Annotated in this window: 17 protein-coding genes and 1 tRNA gene; 6 read left to right on the forward strand and 12 right to left on the reverse strand. The window is 72.7% G+C overall.

Features of this window, described 5'->3' with window-relative positions:
• Positions 1-236 precede the first annotated feature (236 nt).
• The 3 genes from CFT82_RS03885 to rplJ all read right to left on the reverse strand — a co-directional run bounded on the left by CFT82_RS03885 (position 237) and on the right by rplJ (position 4984).
• The gene (locus CFT82_RS03885; RefSeq protein ID WP_088817725.1) at positions 237-3764 is read right to left on the reverse strand and encodes an ATP-binding cassette domain-containing protein; all 3528 of its coding nucleotides are present in this window, start codon (positions 3762-3764) and stop codon (positions 237-239) included.
• A 128-nt stretch (positions 3765-3892) separates the two neighbouring features.
• Complete coding sequence (gene rplL / locus CFT82_RS03890; protein WP_015780028.1) at positions 3893-4282, reverse strand: 50S ribosomal protein L7/L12; 390 nt, start codon at positions 4280-4282, stop codon at positions 3893-3895.
• 90 nt (positions 4283-4372) lie between these two features.
• Positions 4373-4984 carry a 50S ribosomal protein L10 gene (rplJ, locus tag CFT82_RS03895; RefSeq protein WP_015780029.1) on the reverse strand — a complete coding sequence of 204 codons (612 nt, stop codon included), beginning with the start codon at positions 4982-4984 and terminating at the stop codon, positions 4373-4375.
• Between the two features lie 371 nt (positions 4985-5355).
• Between rplJ and CFT82_RS03900 the strand changes: the two genes are divergently transcribed.
• Both CFT82_RS03900 and CFT82_RS03905 read left to right on the forward strand, forming a co-directional pair.
• Positions 5356-5766 carry a hypothetical protein gene (locus CFT82_RS03900; RefSeq protein WP_088817726.1) on the forward strand — a complete coding sequence of 137 codons (411 nt, stop codon included), beginning with the start codon at positions 5356-5358 and terminating at the stop codon, positions 5764-5766.
• Positions 5763-6410, forward strand: a complete 648-nt coding sequence (locus CFT82_RS03905; RefSeq protein ID WP_088817727.1) for a hypothetical protein — start codon at positions 5763-5765, stop codon at positions 6408-6410. Before CFT82_RS03900 ends, CFT82_RS03905 begins: the two co-directional genes overlap by 4 nt.
• A 91-nt stretch (positions 6411-6501) precedes the next feature.
• On the opposite strand, the gene rplA is transcribed toward CFT82_RS03905, so the two are convergent.
• The 5 genes from rplA to CFT82_RS03930 all read right to left on the reverse strand — a co-directional run bounded on the left by rplA (position 6502) and on the right by CFT82_RS03930 (position 9203).
• On the reverse strand, positions 6502-7194 hold the full coding sequence (gene rplA, locus CFT82_RS03910; RefSeq protein WP_088817728.1) for a 50S ribosomal protein L1: 693 nt from the start codon (positions 7192-7194) through the stop codon (positions 6502-6504).
• A 109-nt stretch (positions 7195-7303) separates the two neighbouring features.
• Positions 7304-7735 carry a 50S ribosomal protein L11 gene (gene rplK, locus CFT82_RS03915; RefSeq protein WP_088817729.1) on the reverse strand — a complete coding sequence of 144 codons (432 nt, stop codon included), beginning with the start codon at positions 7733-7735 and terminating at the stop codon, positions 7304-7306.
• A 125-nt stretch (positions 7736-7860) separates the two neighbouring features.
• The gene (gene nusG, locus CFT82_RS03920; protein WP_088817730.1) at positions 7861-8709 is read right to left on the reverse strand and encodes a transcription termination/antitermination protein NusG; all 849 of its coding nucleotides are present in this window, start codon (positions 8707-8709) and stop codon (positions 7861-7863) included.
• Between the two features lie 89 nt (positions 8710-8798).
• A complete protein-coding gene (gene secE / locus CFT82_RS03925; RefSeq protein ID WP_088817731.1) occupies positions 8799-9089 on the reverse strand; it encodes a preprotein translocase subunit SecE in 291 nt (96 codons plus the stop codon).
• A gap of 41 nt (positions 9090-9130) precedes the next feature.
• A tRNA-Trp gene (locus CFT82_RS03930) sits at positions 9131-9203 on the reverse strand.
• Positions 9204-9412: 209 nt separating this feature from the next.
• Here CFT82_RS03930 and CFT82_RS03935 point away from each other — a divergent pair.
• The gene (locus tag CFT82_RS03935) at positions 9413-10645 is read left to right on the forward strand and encodes a pyridoxal phosphate-dependent aminotransferase (RefSeq protein WP_159461846.1); all 1233 of its coding nucleotides are present in this window, start codon (positions 9413-9415) and stop codon (positions 10643-10645) included.
• 63 nt (positions 10646-10708) lie between these two features.
• Here the strand turns inward: CFT82_RS03935 and CFT82_RS03940 are convergent, their stop codons facing one another.
• Positions 10709-10972: a hypothetical protein gene (locus CFT82_RS03940; RefSeq protein WP_088817733.1), complete on the reverse strand. Its 264-nt coding sequence runs from the start codon at positions 10970-10972 to the stop codon at positions 10709-10711.
• A gap of 125 nt (positions 10973-11097) precedes the next feature.
• On the opposite strand from CFT82_RS03940, the gene CFT82_RS03945 reads away from it, so the two are divergent.
• The 3 genes from CFT82_RS03945 (at position 11098) to CFT82_RS03955 (ending at position 13756) form a co-directional block, all read left to right on the forward strand.
• Positions 11098-11490 (forward strand): hypothetical protein, encoded by a 393-nt coding sequence (locus CFT82_RS03945; RefSeq protein WP_088817734.1) that lies wholly within the window; start codon positions 11098-11100, stop codon positions 11488-11490.
• A 63-nt stretch (positions 11491-11553) separates the two neighbouring features.
• Entirely contained in the window at positions 11554-12567 is a 1014-nt protein-coding gene (locus CFT82_RS03950) for an adenosine deaminase (protein ID WP_088818314.1), read from the forward strand.
• 97 nt (positions 12568-12664) lie between these two features.
• Positions 12665-13756 (forward strand): metallophosphoesterase, encoded by a 1092-nt coding sequence (locus tag CFT82_RS03955; protein ID WP_088817735.1) that lies wholly within the window; start codon positions 12665-12667, stop codon positions 13754-13756.
• A gap of 78 nt (positions 13757-13834) precedes the next feature.
• Here the strand turns inward: CFT82_RS03955 and CFT82_RS03960 are convergent, their stop codons facing one another.
• Genes CFT82_RS03960 through CFT82_RS03970 form a run of 3 tightly spaced genes read right to left on the reverse strand, consistent with a single transcriptional unit; the run spans position 13835 to position 15872 of the window.
• Positions 13835-14944 carry a UDP-N-acetylmuramate dehydrogenase gene (locus tag CFT82_RS03960; RefSeq protein ID WP_088817736.1) on the reverse strand — a complete coding sequence of 370 codons (1110 nt, stop codon included), beginning with the start codon at positions 14942-14944 and terminating at the stop codon, positions 13835-13837.
• Positions 14941-15384 carry a MaoC/PaaZ C-terminal domain-containing protein gene (locus tag CFT82_RS03965; protein ID WP_088817737.1) on the reverse strand — a complete coding sequence of 148 codons (444 nt, stop codon included), beginning with the start codon at positions 15382-15384 and terminating at the stop codon, positions 14941-14943. The genes CFT82_RS03960 and CFT82_RS03965 overlap by 4 nt, the downstream gene beginning before the upstream one ends.
• Positions 15381-15872, reverse strand: a complete 492-nt coding sequence (locus CFT82_RS03970) for an FAS1-like dehydratase domain-containing protein (protein ID WP_088817738.1) — start codon at positions 15870-15872, stop codon at positions 15381-15383. Before CFT82_RS03970 ends, CFT82_RS03965 begins: the two co-directional genes overlap by 4 nt.
• Positions 15873-15887 lie beyond the last annotated feature (15 nt).

A 15887-nucleotide genomic window follows, 5' to 3' on the forward strand; every position in this document is an offset into this window, starting at 1 on the left:
GCGGGAAGAACCGGTACGAAGGGGGGTCTCACCGACTCCGGTCAGGAGTGGCATCGCGGACGGATGATCAGACGGGCTAGTAGCAGGCAGCGGGCAGCGCAAAGAATGACTCTACCTGCCCCCACCCAATCAGTCAACCCCCGACGGGTCCGCGAGACCGCCGACGCTCCACCCCCTCGGCCCGCGCCGGCGGCGGCACCATGCCTCACGGAAGGGCGCCGGGTCAACCGGGCCGCTCAACCGGCGATGTGCCCCCACCGCTGGTGGAGCGAGGCCCAGTCCCCCCGGTCGACCACGCGGCCACCCTGCAGGACGAGCACCTGGTCGGCCCGCTGCAGGGCTGCCCGCTTGGAGGTGGACCCGATGACCGTGGCACCTCTTTCCCGCAGCGCCTCCCACAGCTCCACCTCGGTCCTGGCGTCCAGCGCGCTGGAGACGTCGTCGCCCAGCACGAGCGCGGCGTCCGCCGCCAGGGCCCGGGCCAGGGCGAGCCGCTGGACCTGGCCGCCGGACAGGCGGACGCCCCGGTGCCCGACCAGGGAGTCCACTCCCCCGGCCTGCGACACGTCCGGCCCGAGACGAGCGACGTCGATGGCCCCCTCCAGGGCCCGCTCGTGGTCGAGCCGGAGGTTCTCCGCGAAGCTCCCGGACATCACGCGCGGGACCTGGGCCACCCAGGCCACCCGTCCGGGCCGGAGGAAGGTCTCCGGCTCCTCCACCACCTCGCCGTTCCACCGGATCGTCCCGGTCCCGTACTCGAGCCCGGCCAAGCCGCGCAGCAGGCTGGACTTCCCCGAGCCCACCGGGCCGACCAGGAGCACCAGCTCCCCGGGTCCGACACGGAGGTCAACCCCCTCCACGCCCACGGTGCCGTCGTCGTGCACCACCGAGAAGTCCTCGAGCTCCAGCTGCCGCAGGGGGGCCCGCGGCAGCTCGACCGGGCCGGGGGCGGTCCCGGCCTCCAGGTCGACCCCCTCGGGCAGCCGGACCAGGTCCCGACCTGCGGCGAACTCGTGGGTCGCCTGCTGCCAGGAGCGCACCCCCGGCGCCTCGGTCACGACGGCCCCGGCGACCTGGCCGAAGTAGACGAACCCGAGCACGGTGCTGGCCACCAGCAGAGTGGTCGACAGGTCCCAGATCCCGCGCACGTGGGCCCACCAGGCCCCGACGGCAGCGGCCTGGAGCAGGATCGGCGGGAGTCCCATGAGGGCCGCGGAGACCCGGTGCTCCAGCACCGCGGCCTCCACCCGCCCCCGGTCGAGCTCGAGCAAGTGGGCGCGCACCTGCGGCATCCGTCCCGCGAGCTTGACGGTGCGGGCGGACTCCAGCGCGGAGCCCACGGCACGCCCGAACTCGGCCCGGAGAGCCGAGGCGCGTGTCGCGGAACGCCCCGCGACGGGACGACCGAGGGCCGAGACCAGCGCCGAGGCCACCATCACCACCAGGAGGAGCAGCCCGCTGGTGACGTGCCCGGAGACCACCGCGGTGAACACGACGACGAGCAGGCCGTTGCAGACGTCGACCCACCGGTCGGTGTACCGGACGTAGCGGTCGGCGTCCATGGCGCGGGCGACGACCTCCCCGGCCGGCTCCTTGGCCGTGCGCCGCTGGTCGGTCTGCCCCACCAGGACGTTCATCCTCACCCGGAGCATGAGGTCGACCCACCAGCGGGGGTAGCGCAGGACGCCGGCTGCGAGCAGCAGCGGGGCGGCCAGGAGTGCCACGACGATGACCCCCACCCAGAACCAGGGGCTCTCGCCGGCCTGGAGGGTCTCCACCAGACGCCCCCAGGCCCAGGCCGTTCCGGCCCCCACGGCTCCGGTCAGCGAGAGGAGGAGGAAGAGGAGCACCGAGAGCAGTCCCCACTCCGGCCGGGTGGTGATCGCCCGCCAGACCGCACGGGCCAACGCCGGCGCTCGGCCGGCGACACGGCTGGGTGGGGGCGTCGTCACCCGTCGGGCGGTCCCGATCCCCCGCCCAACGTCCTCCTGGGCCGCACCTGCGGGCGGTGCGACGAGCTCGGCCGAGGACGCCGGGGGCTCCTCCCCCACCTCCCGCTCCGCCTCGCTCGCCGCGGAGAGCAGGTCCCGGAAGTGCCCCTCCTGCAGGGACAGGTCGGCGTGCGAGCCGAACTGAGAGATCCGGCCCGCGTCGAGCACCGCCACGAGATCAGCCCGCTCGATCGTGCCCAGCCGGTGGGCCACGAGGATGCCGGTGCGGCCGGTCAGGAGCCGCTCGGAGGCCCGCACCACCCGTTGCTCGGTGAGCGGGTCCATGCGGGCCGTCGCCTCGTCGAGCACCACCACCCGGACGTCGCGGATGAGCAGGCGGGCGAAGGCCAGGAGCTGCTCCTCTCCCGCCGACAGGGTCAGCCCGCCGGGACCGAGCGGCGTGTGGATGCCCTCGGGGAGGGCTGCCACCCAGTCGGTGAGTCCCAGCTCCGCGACCACCGCCTCGACCTCGTGGTCCGGCCGGTCGTCGAAGAGGGTGATGTTCTGGGCCAGCGTGCCGGCGAGGACCTCGGTGCGCTGCGTGACCGTGCCCACCGTCTCCCGCAGGGAGGCCAGGTCCGTGTCCGTGACGTCCTGCCCCCCGAGGAGGACCGTGCCGGCAGGCGGTTCGATCGCCCGGGTCACCATCGAGGCCAGGGTGGACTTGCCGGAGCCGGTGCGCCCGACGAGGGCCAGGGTCTGGCCCGCCGGGAGGTGCAGGTCGATCCCCTGCAGGGCGAAGGTCCCCTCGCCGTAGGAGAAGGTGAGATCCCGGACGGTGAGGTCCAGCGCCCCGTCGGGGACCGGCGCACCACCCGCCGGCTCCGGCTCGGAGTCCATGATCTGCCGCACCCGGATCACCGCCCCCATGCCCGCCTGCAGGTCCGGGAGGCGCTCGGCGAGCTGCGACATCACCCCCACGAACCGGCTGCTCACCAGGAAGAGCGTGACCAGCGCCGACACCCCCAGGGCCCCGCCCTCCACCGCCAGGGCGCCCCCGACCACCAGGAGCACCATGAGGAGCTGCAGGGTCAGACCGCTGCGGAGGATCACCGTGACCTCCTGGCGCAGCACCGCCAGGAAGCGCCGGTGGACCTCTGCCGAGAGCTCGGCCAGGCGACGCACCGCGAAGGGCTGCCCGAGGCTCGTGCGCAGGTCGTCCCGCGCGGCGATCCCCTCCTCCAGCGCCGCGGCGTGGGCGGTGAAGGCGGCCTCCTCGTGCACCTTGAGCTCCGCGATCCGGGGGAGCAACGGACGGATGACCACGAGCGTGAGCACCCCGATGGCCGGGAAGAGGAACCATGCCGGCCACCAGGTCAGCCCCGCGACCACCCACATCGGGACGATCGTCACGAGGGTCGACAGGACACCCCAGAGGATGTCCCGGCTCAGGGAGCCGATCTCGTAGGCGTCGTCGTCGATCCGGTCGAGCAGCTCGCCGACGGCCTGGTCCCCGAGCGCGGAGACCGGCTGGGCGGTGACGGCACGCAGGACGTCCCGTCGCAGCTCCCCCTCGGCCCGGTCGACCTCCCCCACCCAGAGCACGCGTCCCAGCGCGTCGAGGAGGGCGCCCCCCACCAGCGCCAGCGCCAGCCAGCCGACCAGGCCCATGCGGGCGTCCTCGGCGAGCCGGCCCGCCAGCACCGCCCCGACCGACTGGCCGACGCCACCCACCGTGAGCACGAGCAGCGCCCCTGCCGAGACCGGGGTGGCCAGCCGCCGCCAGGTCACGGGGCGGGGCGGGGTGGTGGGCACGTCGGCGCTCGGAATCACCCGCGCACAGTAACCCCCCCCCTCCGACACGCGCACCGCATTTTCCCCACCCCGGACACGCCACGGGCGGGCCCCCCGCAGTGGGGAGCCCGCCCGTGGACGGAGAGGGGGTCAGCGACCCCCGGAGATCACTTGACCTCGACGGTGGCGCCAGCGCCCTCGAGGGCCTCCTTGGCCTTGTCGGCCTCCTCCTTGGAGACACCCTCCAGGACGGCCTTGGGGGCGCCGTCCACGAGGTCCTTGGCCTCCTTCAGACCCAGGGAGGTCAGACCGCGCACCTCCTTGATGACGCCGATCTTCTTGTCACCGGCGGCAGCCAGGATGACGTCGAACTCGGTCTTCTCCTCGGCGGCGTCACCGGCGTCACCGGCAGCGGCCGGGGCGGCACCGGCGACCGCGACCGGGGCGGCGGCGGTGACCTCGAAGACCTCCTCGAACTGCTTCACGAACTCGGAGAGCTCGATGAGGGTCATCTCCTTGAACTGCTCGATGAGCTCGTCGTTGCTGAGCTTGGCCATGATGGCTTCCTTTCGTTCCTGCCGTGAGTGGCGTTGCCCGGGATCGGGCGGTGTTTCAGGGGGCTGATGCGCGGGAGGGGTCCCGGGCGATCAGTTGTCGTCGCCACCCTCGGCGACGTCGGTGTCGGTCTGCTCGTCCGCGGCCGGGGCCTCGGCGGAGTCGGCGGGGGCGCCGGAGACCGGGCCCTCCGTCTCGACCTTGGCGCGCAGGGCCTCGGCCAGGCGCGCCATCTGGGCCGGGGCGCCGTTGAGCAGCGCCGCGGTGTTGGCCATCGGAGCCTTCATCGCGCCGGCCAGCTTGGCCAGCAGGACCTCGCGGCTCTCCAGGCTGGCGAGCTTCGTCAGGTCGTCGGCCGTGTAGGCCTGACCGTCGACGAGACCGGCCTTGATGACCAGAGCCTCGTTCTCCTTGGCGAAGTCACGCAGGCCCTTGGCCACCTCGACCGCGTCACCGGTGACGAAGGCGATGGCGGTGGGGCCGGACAGGTAGCCGTCGAACGCGTCGACGCCCGCCTCGGCCGCCGCACGGGCGGTCAGCGTGTTCTTCACCACGGAGTACGTCGCGTTGCCGCGGAGCGCCTTGCGGAGCTCCGCCATCTGCGCCACGGTCAAGCCGCGGTACTCGGTCAGCACGGCCGCGTTCGAGTCGCGCAGCTGAGACGCGATCTCGGCGATGACGGCATCCTTCTGGGGATTCGCCATGTGGGCCTCCTTACAGTGGTGGTGCCGGGCCCCACGAACGAAAAAACCCCGTGCGCAGGCACGGGGCAAACTCCCGCGGATCGTGCACGTCACCTCCTGGGAGGGAACGTGACGGCTCCACCGGAACTCGTCTCACACCTACGCGGGTCGTCCGTCGAGCGGAACCTTCGATGGTGTCCGGCATGCCTCTGCACCGAGGACTCACAGCAGAACACCAACGACCGGCGGTCATTGGTCCAGCCAACGATAGCCGCCTGTGCGCGCCAGCGCAAAGCCGGGGCGCGGGGCAGGGGGTGACCCAGCATCCCGAACCCCTGGTCGCTGTCAACGGTGGGTTGACAACGGCACGCACTCCTCGACACGCTTGCCCCATGGCTCCCCGTCTCGTCACCGTCGTCGCGTTCGTCGCACTCACCGTCGTCAGCACCCTGCACCCCACGCTGGCGGACGGGGGGTTGTGGGGCCGGTGGGCCACTGCTGCCCTCGGGGCCCTCGCGACCCTCGTGGGTGTCTGGTGCGCACCGCTGTTCGCCGCCGACGGCGCCCTGCCCGGCACCCTCTTCGCCCGGTGGCGCCCGGAGTGGGACCGACCCAAGACCCTCCAGGTGCTCTCGGGAACCATCGCCAACGCAGTCCTGGTGCTGGCGCTGCAGTTCCAACCGGGCACGGCAGCCATCCTGGGGATTGCCGTCGCGATCGGGGTGGGGGCGCTGCTCCCCGCGCCGGGTGGGGTCGACGCCCAGCACGACGCCGCCAATCCGCACGCCCACCGCGACGCGTGACCGACGCTGGAGCCGCCGACCACACCGCGGCCGTCGACGCCGTGCGCCGTGCCCTGGCCTCCCGTGAGGCTGCCCTTGCCGCCGGGGCCCGCGCCGAGCAGGAGCTGGTCGATGCAGTGCACGCGGCCCGCCGCGTGGGGCTCAGCTGGCAGCAGCTCGCTGACCTGCTGGGGGTCACCCGCCAGGCGGCGGCCCAGCGGTTCGGTGGGGGGGGGCCCACCGACGCCCCACCGGTCCCCGGCCGTTCCCCCATGTACGACCACGGGGGACCCGTCGACGACCCAGTCGGTGACCGGGTGGGACGCTTGGCCACCACGGCCCTCGAGCGCCTGCTGGAACACGACATCGCCACCCTGCGGCGTCTGCTCAGCAGCACCGCCCGGCGACAGCTCACTCACCAGGTGCTCTCGGAGCTCGCCGAAGAGCTGCCCGACGCCGTGGGCCCCGTCTGGCGGCTGGAACCGCCCACGACCCACACGCCGGAGGGGGCCGTCCCTGCCACCGGGGCGCTGCCGCTGATCGCCCGCATCGAGCTCGTGGCCGAGCACGGCCGCCCCGTCGCCCACGTCCTGGTGGGCCGCGCGGGCAGCATCGCCGGTCTCAGCATCCGCCCGTCGGACGCCCACGAGAGCTGGCCCCTCTGAGCGGCGGACGCACCGGAGCCCGCCCCACCGTTCGGCGGGACGGGCTCTGGTCAGTGCGGCGGTGCCGCGGTGCGCCGGGCGACGCGGTGGGTCACTCGCTCTTGGAAGCGATCTCCAGCGGGATGCCGGGGCCCATCGTGGTGGAGAGCACCGAACGGGTGATGTAGCGCCCCTTGGCGGCGTTCGGGCGAAGGCGCATGATCTCGTCCATCGCGACGGTGAAATTCTCCACGAGCTGCTCGGTGGTGAACGAGGTCTTGCCGATGATGAACTGCACGTTGCCGTGCTTGTCGTTGCGGAACTCGATCTTTCCGCCCTTGATGTCGGTCACGGCCTTGGCGGTGTCCATGGTGACGGTGCCGGTCTTCGGGTTCGGCATGAGGCCACGGGGACCCAGGACCTTGCCGAGACGACCGACCTTGCCCATGAGGTCCGGGGTGGCGACCACGGCGTCGAAGTCGAGCCAGCCACCGGAGATCTTCTCGATGAGCTCGTCGGAGCCGACGTGGTCGGCACCGGCGGCACGGGCGGCCTCGGCCTTGTCACCGTTGGCCAGCACGACGACGCGGGCGACCTTGCCGGTGCCGTGGGGCAGGTTCACGGTGCCGCGGACCATCTGGTCGGCCTTGCGCGGGTCGATGCCCAGACGCAGGGAGACGTCGACGGTGGAGTCCCACTTGGTGGTGGAGATCTCCTGGGCCAGGGCGATGGCCTCGGCCGGGGCGTAGGCCTTGCCGGCCTCGATCTTCTCGGCTGCGGCGCGGTAGTTCTTGCTGCGCTTCATGATGCTCCTGAGTTCGGGAGGGAGTCGTGGTGACTGCGGGCCAGCGCTGGCCCTACCACTGGGGGTTCCCGGTGCCCGCCACCTGGCGGGCACCGGAGGAGAGGGACGTTCAGCCCTCGACGGTGATGCCCATGGAGCGGGCGGTGCCGGCGATGATGCGCTTGGCCATCTCGATGTCGGTGGCGTTCAGGTCCTCCATCTTGACCTGGGCGATCTCGGCGCACTGGGCGTCGGTGATCTTGCCGACCTTGTTGACATGGGGCTCGCCGGAGCCCTTGCCGACACCGGCAGCCTTCTTGATGAGCTGCGCAGCCGGCGGGGTCTTGGTGATGAAGGTGAAGGAGCGGTCCTCGTAGACCGTGATCTCCACCGGGATGATGTTGCCGCGCTGGGACTCCGTCGCGGCGTTGTACGCCTTGACGAACTCCATGATGTTCACGCCGGCGGCACCGAGCGCGGGACCGACCGGGGGTGCCGGGGTCGCGGCGCCGGCCTCGATCTGCAGCTTGATGAAGCTGGCGACCTTCTTCTTGGGGGCCATGTTCTTCTCCTTGTCGTGGGCCGACGCCGTGGGCGATGACCCGGTTGCATCCCCCGCGGGCGGGGGCGGCCGCGGACCGGCCGGCCCGCGGGGGACCCGTCACGCGGACGGGTGGTCTGTGGGTGTCAGATCTTGGCGACCTGGTGGAAGCCGAGCTCCACCGGGGTCTCGCGGCCGAAGATCGAGACGAGGACCTGCACCTTGCGGGCCTCGACGTTGATCTCGGAGATCGTCGCCGGGAGGGTCTCGAACGGGCCCTCCATGACGGTGACGGCCTCGCCGACCTCGAAGTCCACCAGCGGCTGCTGCGGCGAGCCCGGCTGCGGGGTGGCGGCGCTGGCGCCCTCGACGGCCCCGGCGGCGGCCTCCGCCTGGGACTCGAAGTCCGGGGCCAGCATGGTGAACACCTCGTCGAGGCTCAGCGGCACCGGGTCGGTGGCGTTGCCGACGAAACCGGTCACACCGGGCGTGTTGCGCACGGTGCCCCAGGACTCGTTCGTGAGGTCCATGCGCACCAGGCAGTACCCGGGCATGCGGACGCGCTCGACGGTCTTCTTCTGGTTGTTCTTGATCTCGGTGACGGTCTCCAGCGGCACCTCGGCCTGGAAGATGTAGTCCTCCATGTTCATGGAGACCGCACGCTGCTCGAGATTGGCCTTCACGCGCTTCTCGTACCCGGCGTAGGTGTGCAGGACGTACCAGTCACCGAACTGGCCGCGGAGCATCTCCTTGAACTCCTCGGCCTGGTCGGCTGCCGTGGGGAGCTCGTCCTCGGCCGGGGCGGCGTCGGCCGGCTCAGCGTCCTTCGACTCCTCGGCCCCTTCCGCCTCGTCGGCCGGGTCGGTCTGTTCGGCGGCGTCGTGCGGCTCGGCGGCCTCGACCTCGTCGACGACCTCCTGCTCGACCTCGCCCTCGGGCGCGGCGGGCAGGTCGACGTCACTGGTCTCGTCGACCTCGGGGGTCTGCTCGGACATGGTCTGGCTCCTCCACTGCTGGTGTTCCGGTGTGGCGGTGGCTCCGCCGTCGTGGGTGTCCCGTGCTGGCCGCGGTGCGGGGCGGGAGGTCAGGCGAAGACCTTCTCCACGACCCACGAGAACAGCTGGTCAAGTCCGAAGACGAACAGCATCATGGCCACCACGAAGACGATCACCACGATCGTGTAGCTGACGAGCTCCTCGCGCGTGGGCCGGACGACCTTGCTCAGCTCGTCCATGACCTGCTGGAGGAACAACCCGATGGCACTGACGGCCCGACTCACGGGGTTGCCACCCTCGGGCTTCCGCTCCCGCAGCGGCAGCTCACCGTGGGAACCGGGCGTGCCGTGCTCGGCCGGGGCCGCGCTGTGCTCGGTCACGCTGACTCCTTCGGTTGGTGCGTTCGCTGTCGCGGACTGCGCAGGGCATGAGGGACTCGAACCCCCAACCCCCGGTTTTGGAGACCGGTGCTCTACCAATTGAGCTAATGCCCTTCGACGACCCGTGGGGAGGAACGTCGCGGCGCATCCCGACGGCTCGACGCAGGGTGCCCTGCAGCTCGAACCACCGGTGGCGATGCACCGACCGGGCACTTTACTGCACAGTGCACCCTGAGGGCCAACCGGCCGTGCGGGACCGGCCGGTGAGCCCTTCCTCGTCCGCACCTCACGGGGCCCTCGGGGGCCGGTGCTTGAATGGGGGCATGACCAGCCAGGACTCGACCCAGACCACCCCGACCCGCGTCTCGGCCCGCATCGGGGCCATCGCGGAGTCCGCCACTCTGGCGGTGACCGCCAAGGCCAAGGCCCTGAAGGCCGAGGGTCGTCCCGTCATCGGCTTCGGTGCCGGCGAGCCCGACTTCCCCACCCCGGAGCACGTGGTCCGCGCCGCCCAGGAGGCCTGCGCCGACCCGGCCAACCACCGGTACACCCCCGCCGGCGGCCTGCCCGAGCTCAAGGACGCGATCATCGAGGTCACCCGCTCCCACAGCGGCGTGGAGCTCTCCCGCGAGCAGGTGCTCGTGACCAACGGTGGCAAGCAGGCCGTCTACAACACCTTCGCCGCTCTCCTCGACCCGGGCGACGAGGTGCTCCTGCCGGCTCCCTACTGGACCACCTACCCCGAGTCCATCGCCCTGGCCGGCGGCACCCCCGTGGAGGTCTTCGCCGACGAGGCGCAGGGGTACAAGGTGACCGTCGAGCAGCTCGAGGCCGCCCGCACCGAGAAGACCAAGGTGCTGGTCTTCGTCTCCCCCTCCAATCCCACTGGCGCCGTCTACACCCGGGACGAGGTCGAGGCGATCGGCCGCTGGGCCGTGGAGAAGGGCGTCTGGGTGGTCACCGACGAGATCTACGACCACCTGGTCTACGGCGAGGCCGAGTTCACCTCGATGCCGGCGCTCGTGCCGCAGCTGGCCGACACCTGCGTGGTGCTCAACGGCGTGGCCAAGACCTTCGCGATGACCGGGTGGCGGGTGGGCTGGATGGCCGGCCCGGTGGACGTCATCAAGGCCGCCACGAACCTGCAGTCGCACGCCACCTCGAACGTGGCGAACGTCTCGCAGCGCGCGGCGATCGCCGCCCTCACCGGTCCGATGGACGACGTGCAGGCGATGCACGAGGCCTTCGACCGCCGCCGCCGGACCATCGTGCGGATGCTCAACGAGATCGAGGGCGTGGAGTGCCCCGAGCCGCAGGGTGCCTTCTACGCCTACCCCTCCGTGAAGGGTGTGCTGGGCAAGGAGATCCGCGGCCAGCGCCCGCAGACCTCGCTGGAGCTCGCCGAGCTCATCCTCACCGAGGCCGAGGTGGCCGTCGTCCCCGGCGAGGCCTTCGGCCCGTCCGGCTACCTGCGCCTCTCCTACGCCCTGGGCGACGAGGACCTCGAGGAGGGCATCGGCCGCATCCAGAAGCTCCTCGGCGAGGCCCGCGACTGACCCCCCCCGCACACCGACGTGGCCGGTCCCTGCGGGGGCCGGCCACGTCTGCGCGCGCACCCCTCAGCGGTTGTTGGACTCCCCCTGACGCCGCGGGTGCGTGGCGTGCCAGACACCCACACCCAGCAGCGGGATGAGGAGGAGCAGGTAGGCCGAGTCCGGCCAGGGTTCCCCGGTGAGGCCCGGTACCACGGTGGGTGCCCCCAGCAGGCCGCCCACCATGAGCAGGACACCGCCGGTCACCCCGACTGCACCCCTCACCCGGAGCGCCAGCAGCAGACCCATGGACGCGGCGACGGCCAGCAGGGCCGTGAGCACCCACGTCATGGAATCGACCTCCCCCCTCACCCACTCGTCGCTCGTGACCTCGACGACAGGGTCTCACGGGCAGGGGCGCCCGGGGAGGACGACCGTGCGGTGGACACGGCAGCGGCCGATGCGATGATCGGGACATGAGCGACACGTTCCCGCAGTCCGCGCAGAACCCCGACGCCATCGACGGCCTGGTCGACCCCGACCAGGAGAAGAGCAGCGAGGGCACCGTCTCCTACGACGACGCCCCGGACGACCGCGGCGAGCAGGCTGAGGCCCAGCAGCACTACGGCGAGGTCACCGCGGAGGACCTGAGCACCGACGACCAGGTGGCCGACGGCGGAGACCTCCTCGACGCCGACTCCCCGGCCGGGGTGGACACCGCCCTGGCCTCCGTCGACCCGGACACCGCCGAGGCGCAGCCCGACGGCGACCGACTGGTCTCCGAGCAGGCCGGCGAGGGCTCCGACACCGAGCACGGTGGCATGAGCGACCCGGCCGTGGACCACGTCGCGGACGCCGACGAGCGCTGAGTGGCCCTCCTCGACGAGCAGGACCGGGTCACCGGAGGTTTCGACACCACCGGTGACCCGGTCCTGGACCTGCCCAAGGCACACCTCCACCTGCACTTCACCGGCTCGATGCGGATCACCACCCTCCGCGAGCTGGCCGCCGAGAAGGGCCTGCGCCTCCCCTCCGCCCTGCTGGAGGACTGGCCCCCGACCCTGAAGGCCACCGACGAGCGCGGCTGGTTCCGCTTCCAGCGGCTCTACGACACCGCGCGCGCCTGCGTGACCACCGAGGCCGACATGCGCCGGATCGTCCGGGAGGCCGCCCAGGACGACGCGGCCGAAGGGTCGACCTGGCTGGAGATCCAGGTGGACCCCACGAGCTACGCCCCGCACGTCGGGGGCATCACCCCGGCGCTGGAGATCGTGCTCGACGAGGCCCGCGCAGCCTCCGCCGAGGAGGGGATCGGGGTGGCGGTCATCGTGGCCGCCAGCCGCACCCGGCACCCCCTGGACGCCCGCACCCTGGCCCGGCTCGCCGCCCAGCACGCCGGGGACGGCCCCGGCGAGGTCGTCGGCTTCGGCCTGTCCAACGACGAACGCCGCGGGGACACCCACGCCTTCGGCCACGCCTTCCGGATCGCCCGCCGCGCCGGCCTGGCCGCCATGCCCCACGCCGGGGAGCTGCTCGGCCCGGAGCACGTGCAGGACGCCCTGGACAGCCTGGCACCCACCCGGCTCGGCCACGGGGTCCGCAGCACCGAGGACCCGGAGGTCCTGGCCGAGGTCGTCCGTCGCGGGATCGCCCTGGAGGTCTGCCCGGGCAGCAACGTGGCCTTGGGGGTCTACTCCCACCTCTCCGAGGTGCCGCTGCGCCAGCTCCTGCAGGCCGGCGCGACGGTGGCCTTGGGGGCCGACGACCCGCTGCTCTTCGGGTCCCGGCTGGCCGACCAGTACGTGGCCGCCCGGGAGGTCATCGGCCTCTCCGCGGCGGAGCTGGGCGACCTGGCCCGGGGCTCCTTCGCCGCCAGCCGGGCGCCGGAGGAGGTCCGGCAGGAGGCCGAGCGCCGCATCGCGGCCTGGGTGGCCGAGCAGGGCTGACCCGGCGACGAGTCGTCACCTACCGGTCATCTGCCGCTCACCCACCGCTCACGCCGCGGCCCCCGGGCGGTCAAGACGGTGCCCCACGATGCGCCCCATGACCACTCACCGGACCCCTGTCCTCACCCTCCTCGCCGCACTCGGCACCTCCGCGCTCGCCCTCCCGGCCCACGCGGCCGAGGACCCCTCCTCGTCCGAGGCCACCCGGGTCGCCATCCTCGGCGACACCCCCTACGGCCCCGAGCAGACCGAGCAGTTCCCCGCCCTCGTGGAGGAGGTCAACGCCGCGGACGACTGGGACTGGGTGTTCCACGCCGGCGACGTGAAGTCCGGCTCCACGCCGTGCTCCGACGAGCTGCTGGCCCACAAGCTGGACCTCTACAACACCTTCGCCTCCCCCTTCGTGATCACCCCCGGCGACAACGAGTGGACCGACTGCCACCGCGAGAAGGCCGGCCAGTACCTGCCGACCGAGCGCCTCGAGCACTTCCGCTCCACCTACTACCCGGACCCGAGCGGCACCATCGGCGGTGAGTCGATGCCGGTGACCCCGCAGTCCGAGGCCCAGCCGCAGCACGCCCAGTCCGTGGAGAACGTGCTCTTCCGGGCCTCGCAGGTCACCTTCGCCACCGTCCACGTGGTGGGCAGCGACAACGGCGAGAAGCCCTGGGACGAGCTGCCCGAGGGCGACCACCCCGCCGAGCGCATGGCGGAGGTCGAGGAGCGCCGCGCCGCGAACCTCGACTGGATCGACCACGCCTTCGACGCCGCCGAGCAACAGGGCGACGTGGCCGTTGCCCTCATGATGCAGGCCGAGCCGGTGGTCGACGTGGAGGGCTTCGCCGCGGAGCGAGCGCTCATCCTGGAGCGCGCCGCCGCCTTCGACGGGCCGGTCCTGCTCCTGCACGGCGACGAGCACGTGCACGAGTACGAGGAGGCCTACGGCGGCGTGGAGAACCTCACCCGCGTGGAGACCTTCGGCGACACCGCCACCGAGTGGCTGAGCATGACCGTGGACCCCACCACCGAGGAGGTCTTCACCTTCGAGACCCACGCCGTCGGGGACGACGAGGGCCCGATCGTCGACACCGGTGTGGCCGCTCCGGGACGGGCTCCGCTGGGCGCCCTGGCGGGCCTGTCGCTCCTCGGCCTGGGCGGCGTCACCCTGCGCCGCGCCCGCACCGCCTGAGCGGGACGGACCCGGGCACCCAGAGCGCAGCACGGAGGCGCCCCACCCGGCCGGGTGGGGCGCCTCCGTGCTGCCGTCTCAGAGGGAGTGGCCGACGAAGACCGGCTCGTTGACCAGTCGCACGCCGAAGGCCTGCTCGACGCCGTCTCGCACCTCGCGGGCCAGGGAGGCCACGTCCGCGGCCGTGGCGCCACCCCGGTTGGTGATGGCCAGCGGGTGCTTGGTGGACAGGGCGGCCGGGCCCGGCATCGCATAGCCCTTCCCGAAGCCGGCCTTGTCGATGAGCCAGGCAGCGCTGGTCTTCACCAGCCCGCCGTCGGTCTCGAAGCGTGGCGGCTCCACACCCCCCCCGAGGCGCTCGACGGCGCGCTGCCGCACCTGCTCCCAGGCGGCCGCGGTGATGATCGGGTTGGTGAAGAAGGATCCGCACGACCAGGAGTCGTGGTCCTCGGGGTCGAGGACCATGCCGCGCTGACGACGCTGGGCCAGCACCGCCTCGCGCGCCTCGGCCAGCGGGACGCGCTCCCCCATCGCGACACCGAGCCCGTTGGCCAGGGCGGCGTAGCCCACCGGGCGGGAGAGCTCGGAAGGCTCGAGGGCGAAGACCACCTCGACCACGACGAAGCGCCCGGTGGATCCCCGCTGGGAGCGCTTGAACAGGGAGTCGCGGTACCCGAAGGCGCACTCCGGCGCCGAGAGCACCCGCAGCTCGTCGCGCTCCCGGTCCAGGGCGGTCACCTGTACGACCGTCTGGGCCACCTCCTGGCCGTAGGCCCCGACGTTCTGCACCGGCGTGGAGCCCACGCACCCGGGGATGCCCGAGAGGGCCTCGACCCCGGCCAGCGAGTGCTCCACGGTCCAGGCGACGAAGTCGTCCCACGGCTCGCCGGCCGCGACCCGCACGAGCTCGTGCCCCACCGGGGCCGCCACCGCCAGGTCCGCGCGGTCGACCCGCTCGATCCCTCGGCTCGCGACCTGCACGACGGTGCCGGCGAAGCCCTCGTCGGAGATGACGAGATTCGAGCCGCCGGAGAGGACGAGGAGGTCCTCCCCGGCCTCGTCGGCCGCCCGCGCGGCCGCGACGACCTCCTCTGCGGTGGTGGCCCGCACGAGGGTGCGCGCCGGCCCGCCCACCCGCAGGGTCGTGAGCTCCGCCAGGGGGACCTCGTGCTGCACCTCAGCGCTCATCGGGTGGTCTCCTCGAGGTCGACGACGGCGGTCGCCCGGCCGAGGACCGGCTTGGGGCCCGCACCGGGGGTGGTGACGGTGAGGGCTACGGTGACGCGGCCGCCCTCCACCGCCTTCGCGCTGCCGGACACGACCAGACGGACGCCCTCCGGGTCGGGCACGACCACCGGGGCCGCGAAGCGCGCCCCGATCTCCACCACCCGGGCCGGGTCCCCCGCCCAGTCGGTGACGGCCGACGCGGCCTGCCCCATGGTGAGCATGCCGTGGGCCAGGACGCCCGGCAGCCCCACCTCGGCGGCGATGCGATCGCTCCAGTGGATCGGGTTGTGGTCACCCGAGGCCGCCGCGTAGGCGATGAGCTCGGCGCGGCCCAGGTGGCACTCGGTGCTGAACAGCTCGTCCCCGACCTCGGGGACGGCGGGCGGGGTGGCCCGGGTCATGACGCCTCCTCGGCGGTCGGTGCGGAGATCACGAGGGTGGAGCGGGAGGCGGCGACCTCGTGCCCCCCGGCGTCCACCACCTCGGTGCGCAGCACGGTCATGCAGGAACCCCCCACCATCCGGGCGCTCTCGACCCGGGCGGTGGCCGTGAGCTCGTCCCCGGCCACGACGGGGCGGGCGTGCTGGAAGGACTGCTCCCCGTGCACGACGTTCTGCAGCTGGACCCCGATCGCCGGGTCCCCGAGCATCGCCAGGTCCGCGGCCTGGGCGACCGTCACCACGTAGGTGGGCGGGGCGATGAGATCGGCGTGCCCGGCAGCGCGCGCGGCCTCAACGTCGTGGTGGACGGGGTGGTCGGACCCGACGGCACGGGCGAAGGCGCGCAACGCGGGCCGGGTGACCGGGCGCGGCTCGGGGGAGGTCAGCGACAGCCCGGCGATGCGCTCGGCGAGGGTGCCGCCGGCCGGGGGACTCTGGGGAGCGGTCATGGCGGCAACCCTATG

The organism is Kytococcus aerolatus (assembly GCF_900187395.1).
Lineage (GTDB): Bacteria > Actinomycetota > Actinomycetes > Actinomycetales > Dermatophilaceae > Kytococcus > Kytococcus aerolatus.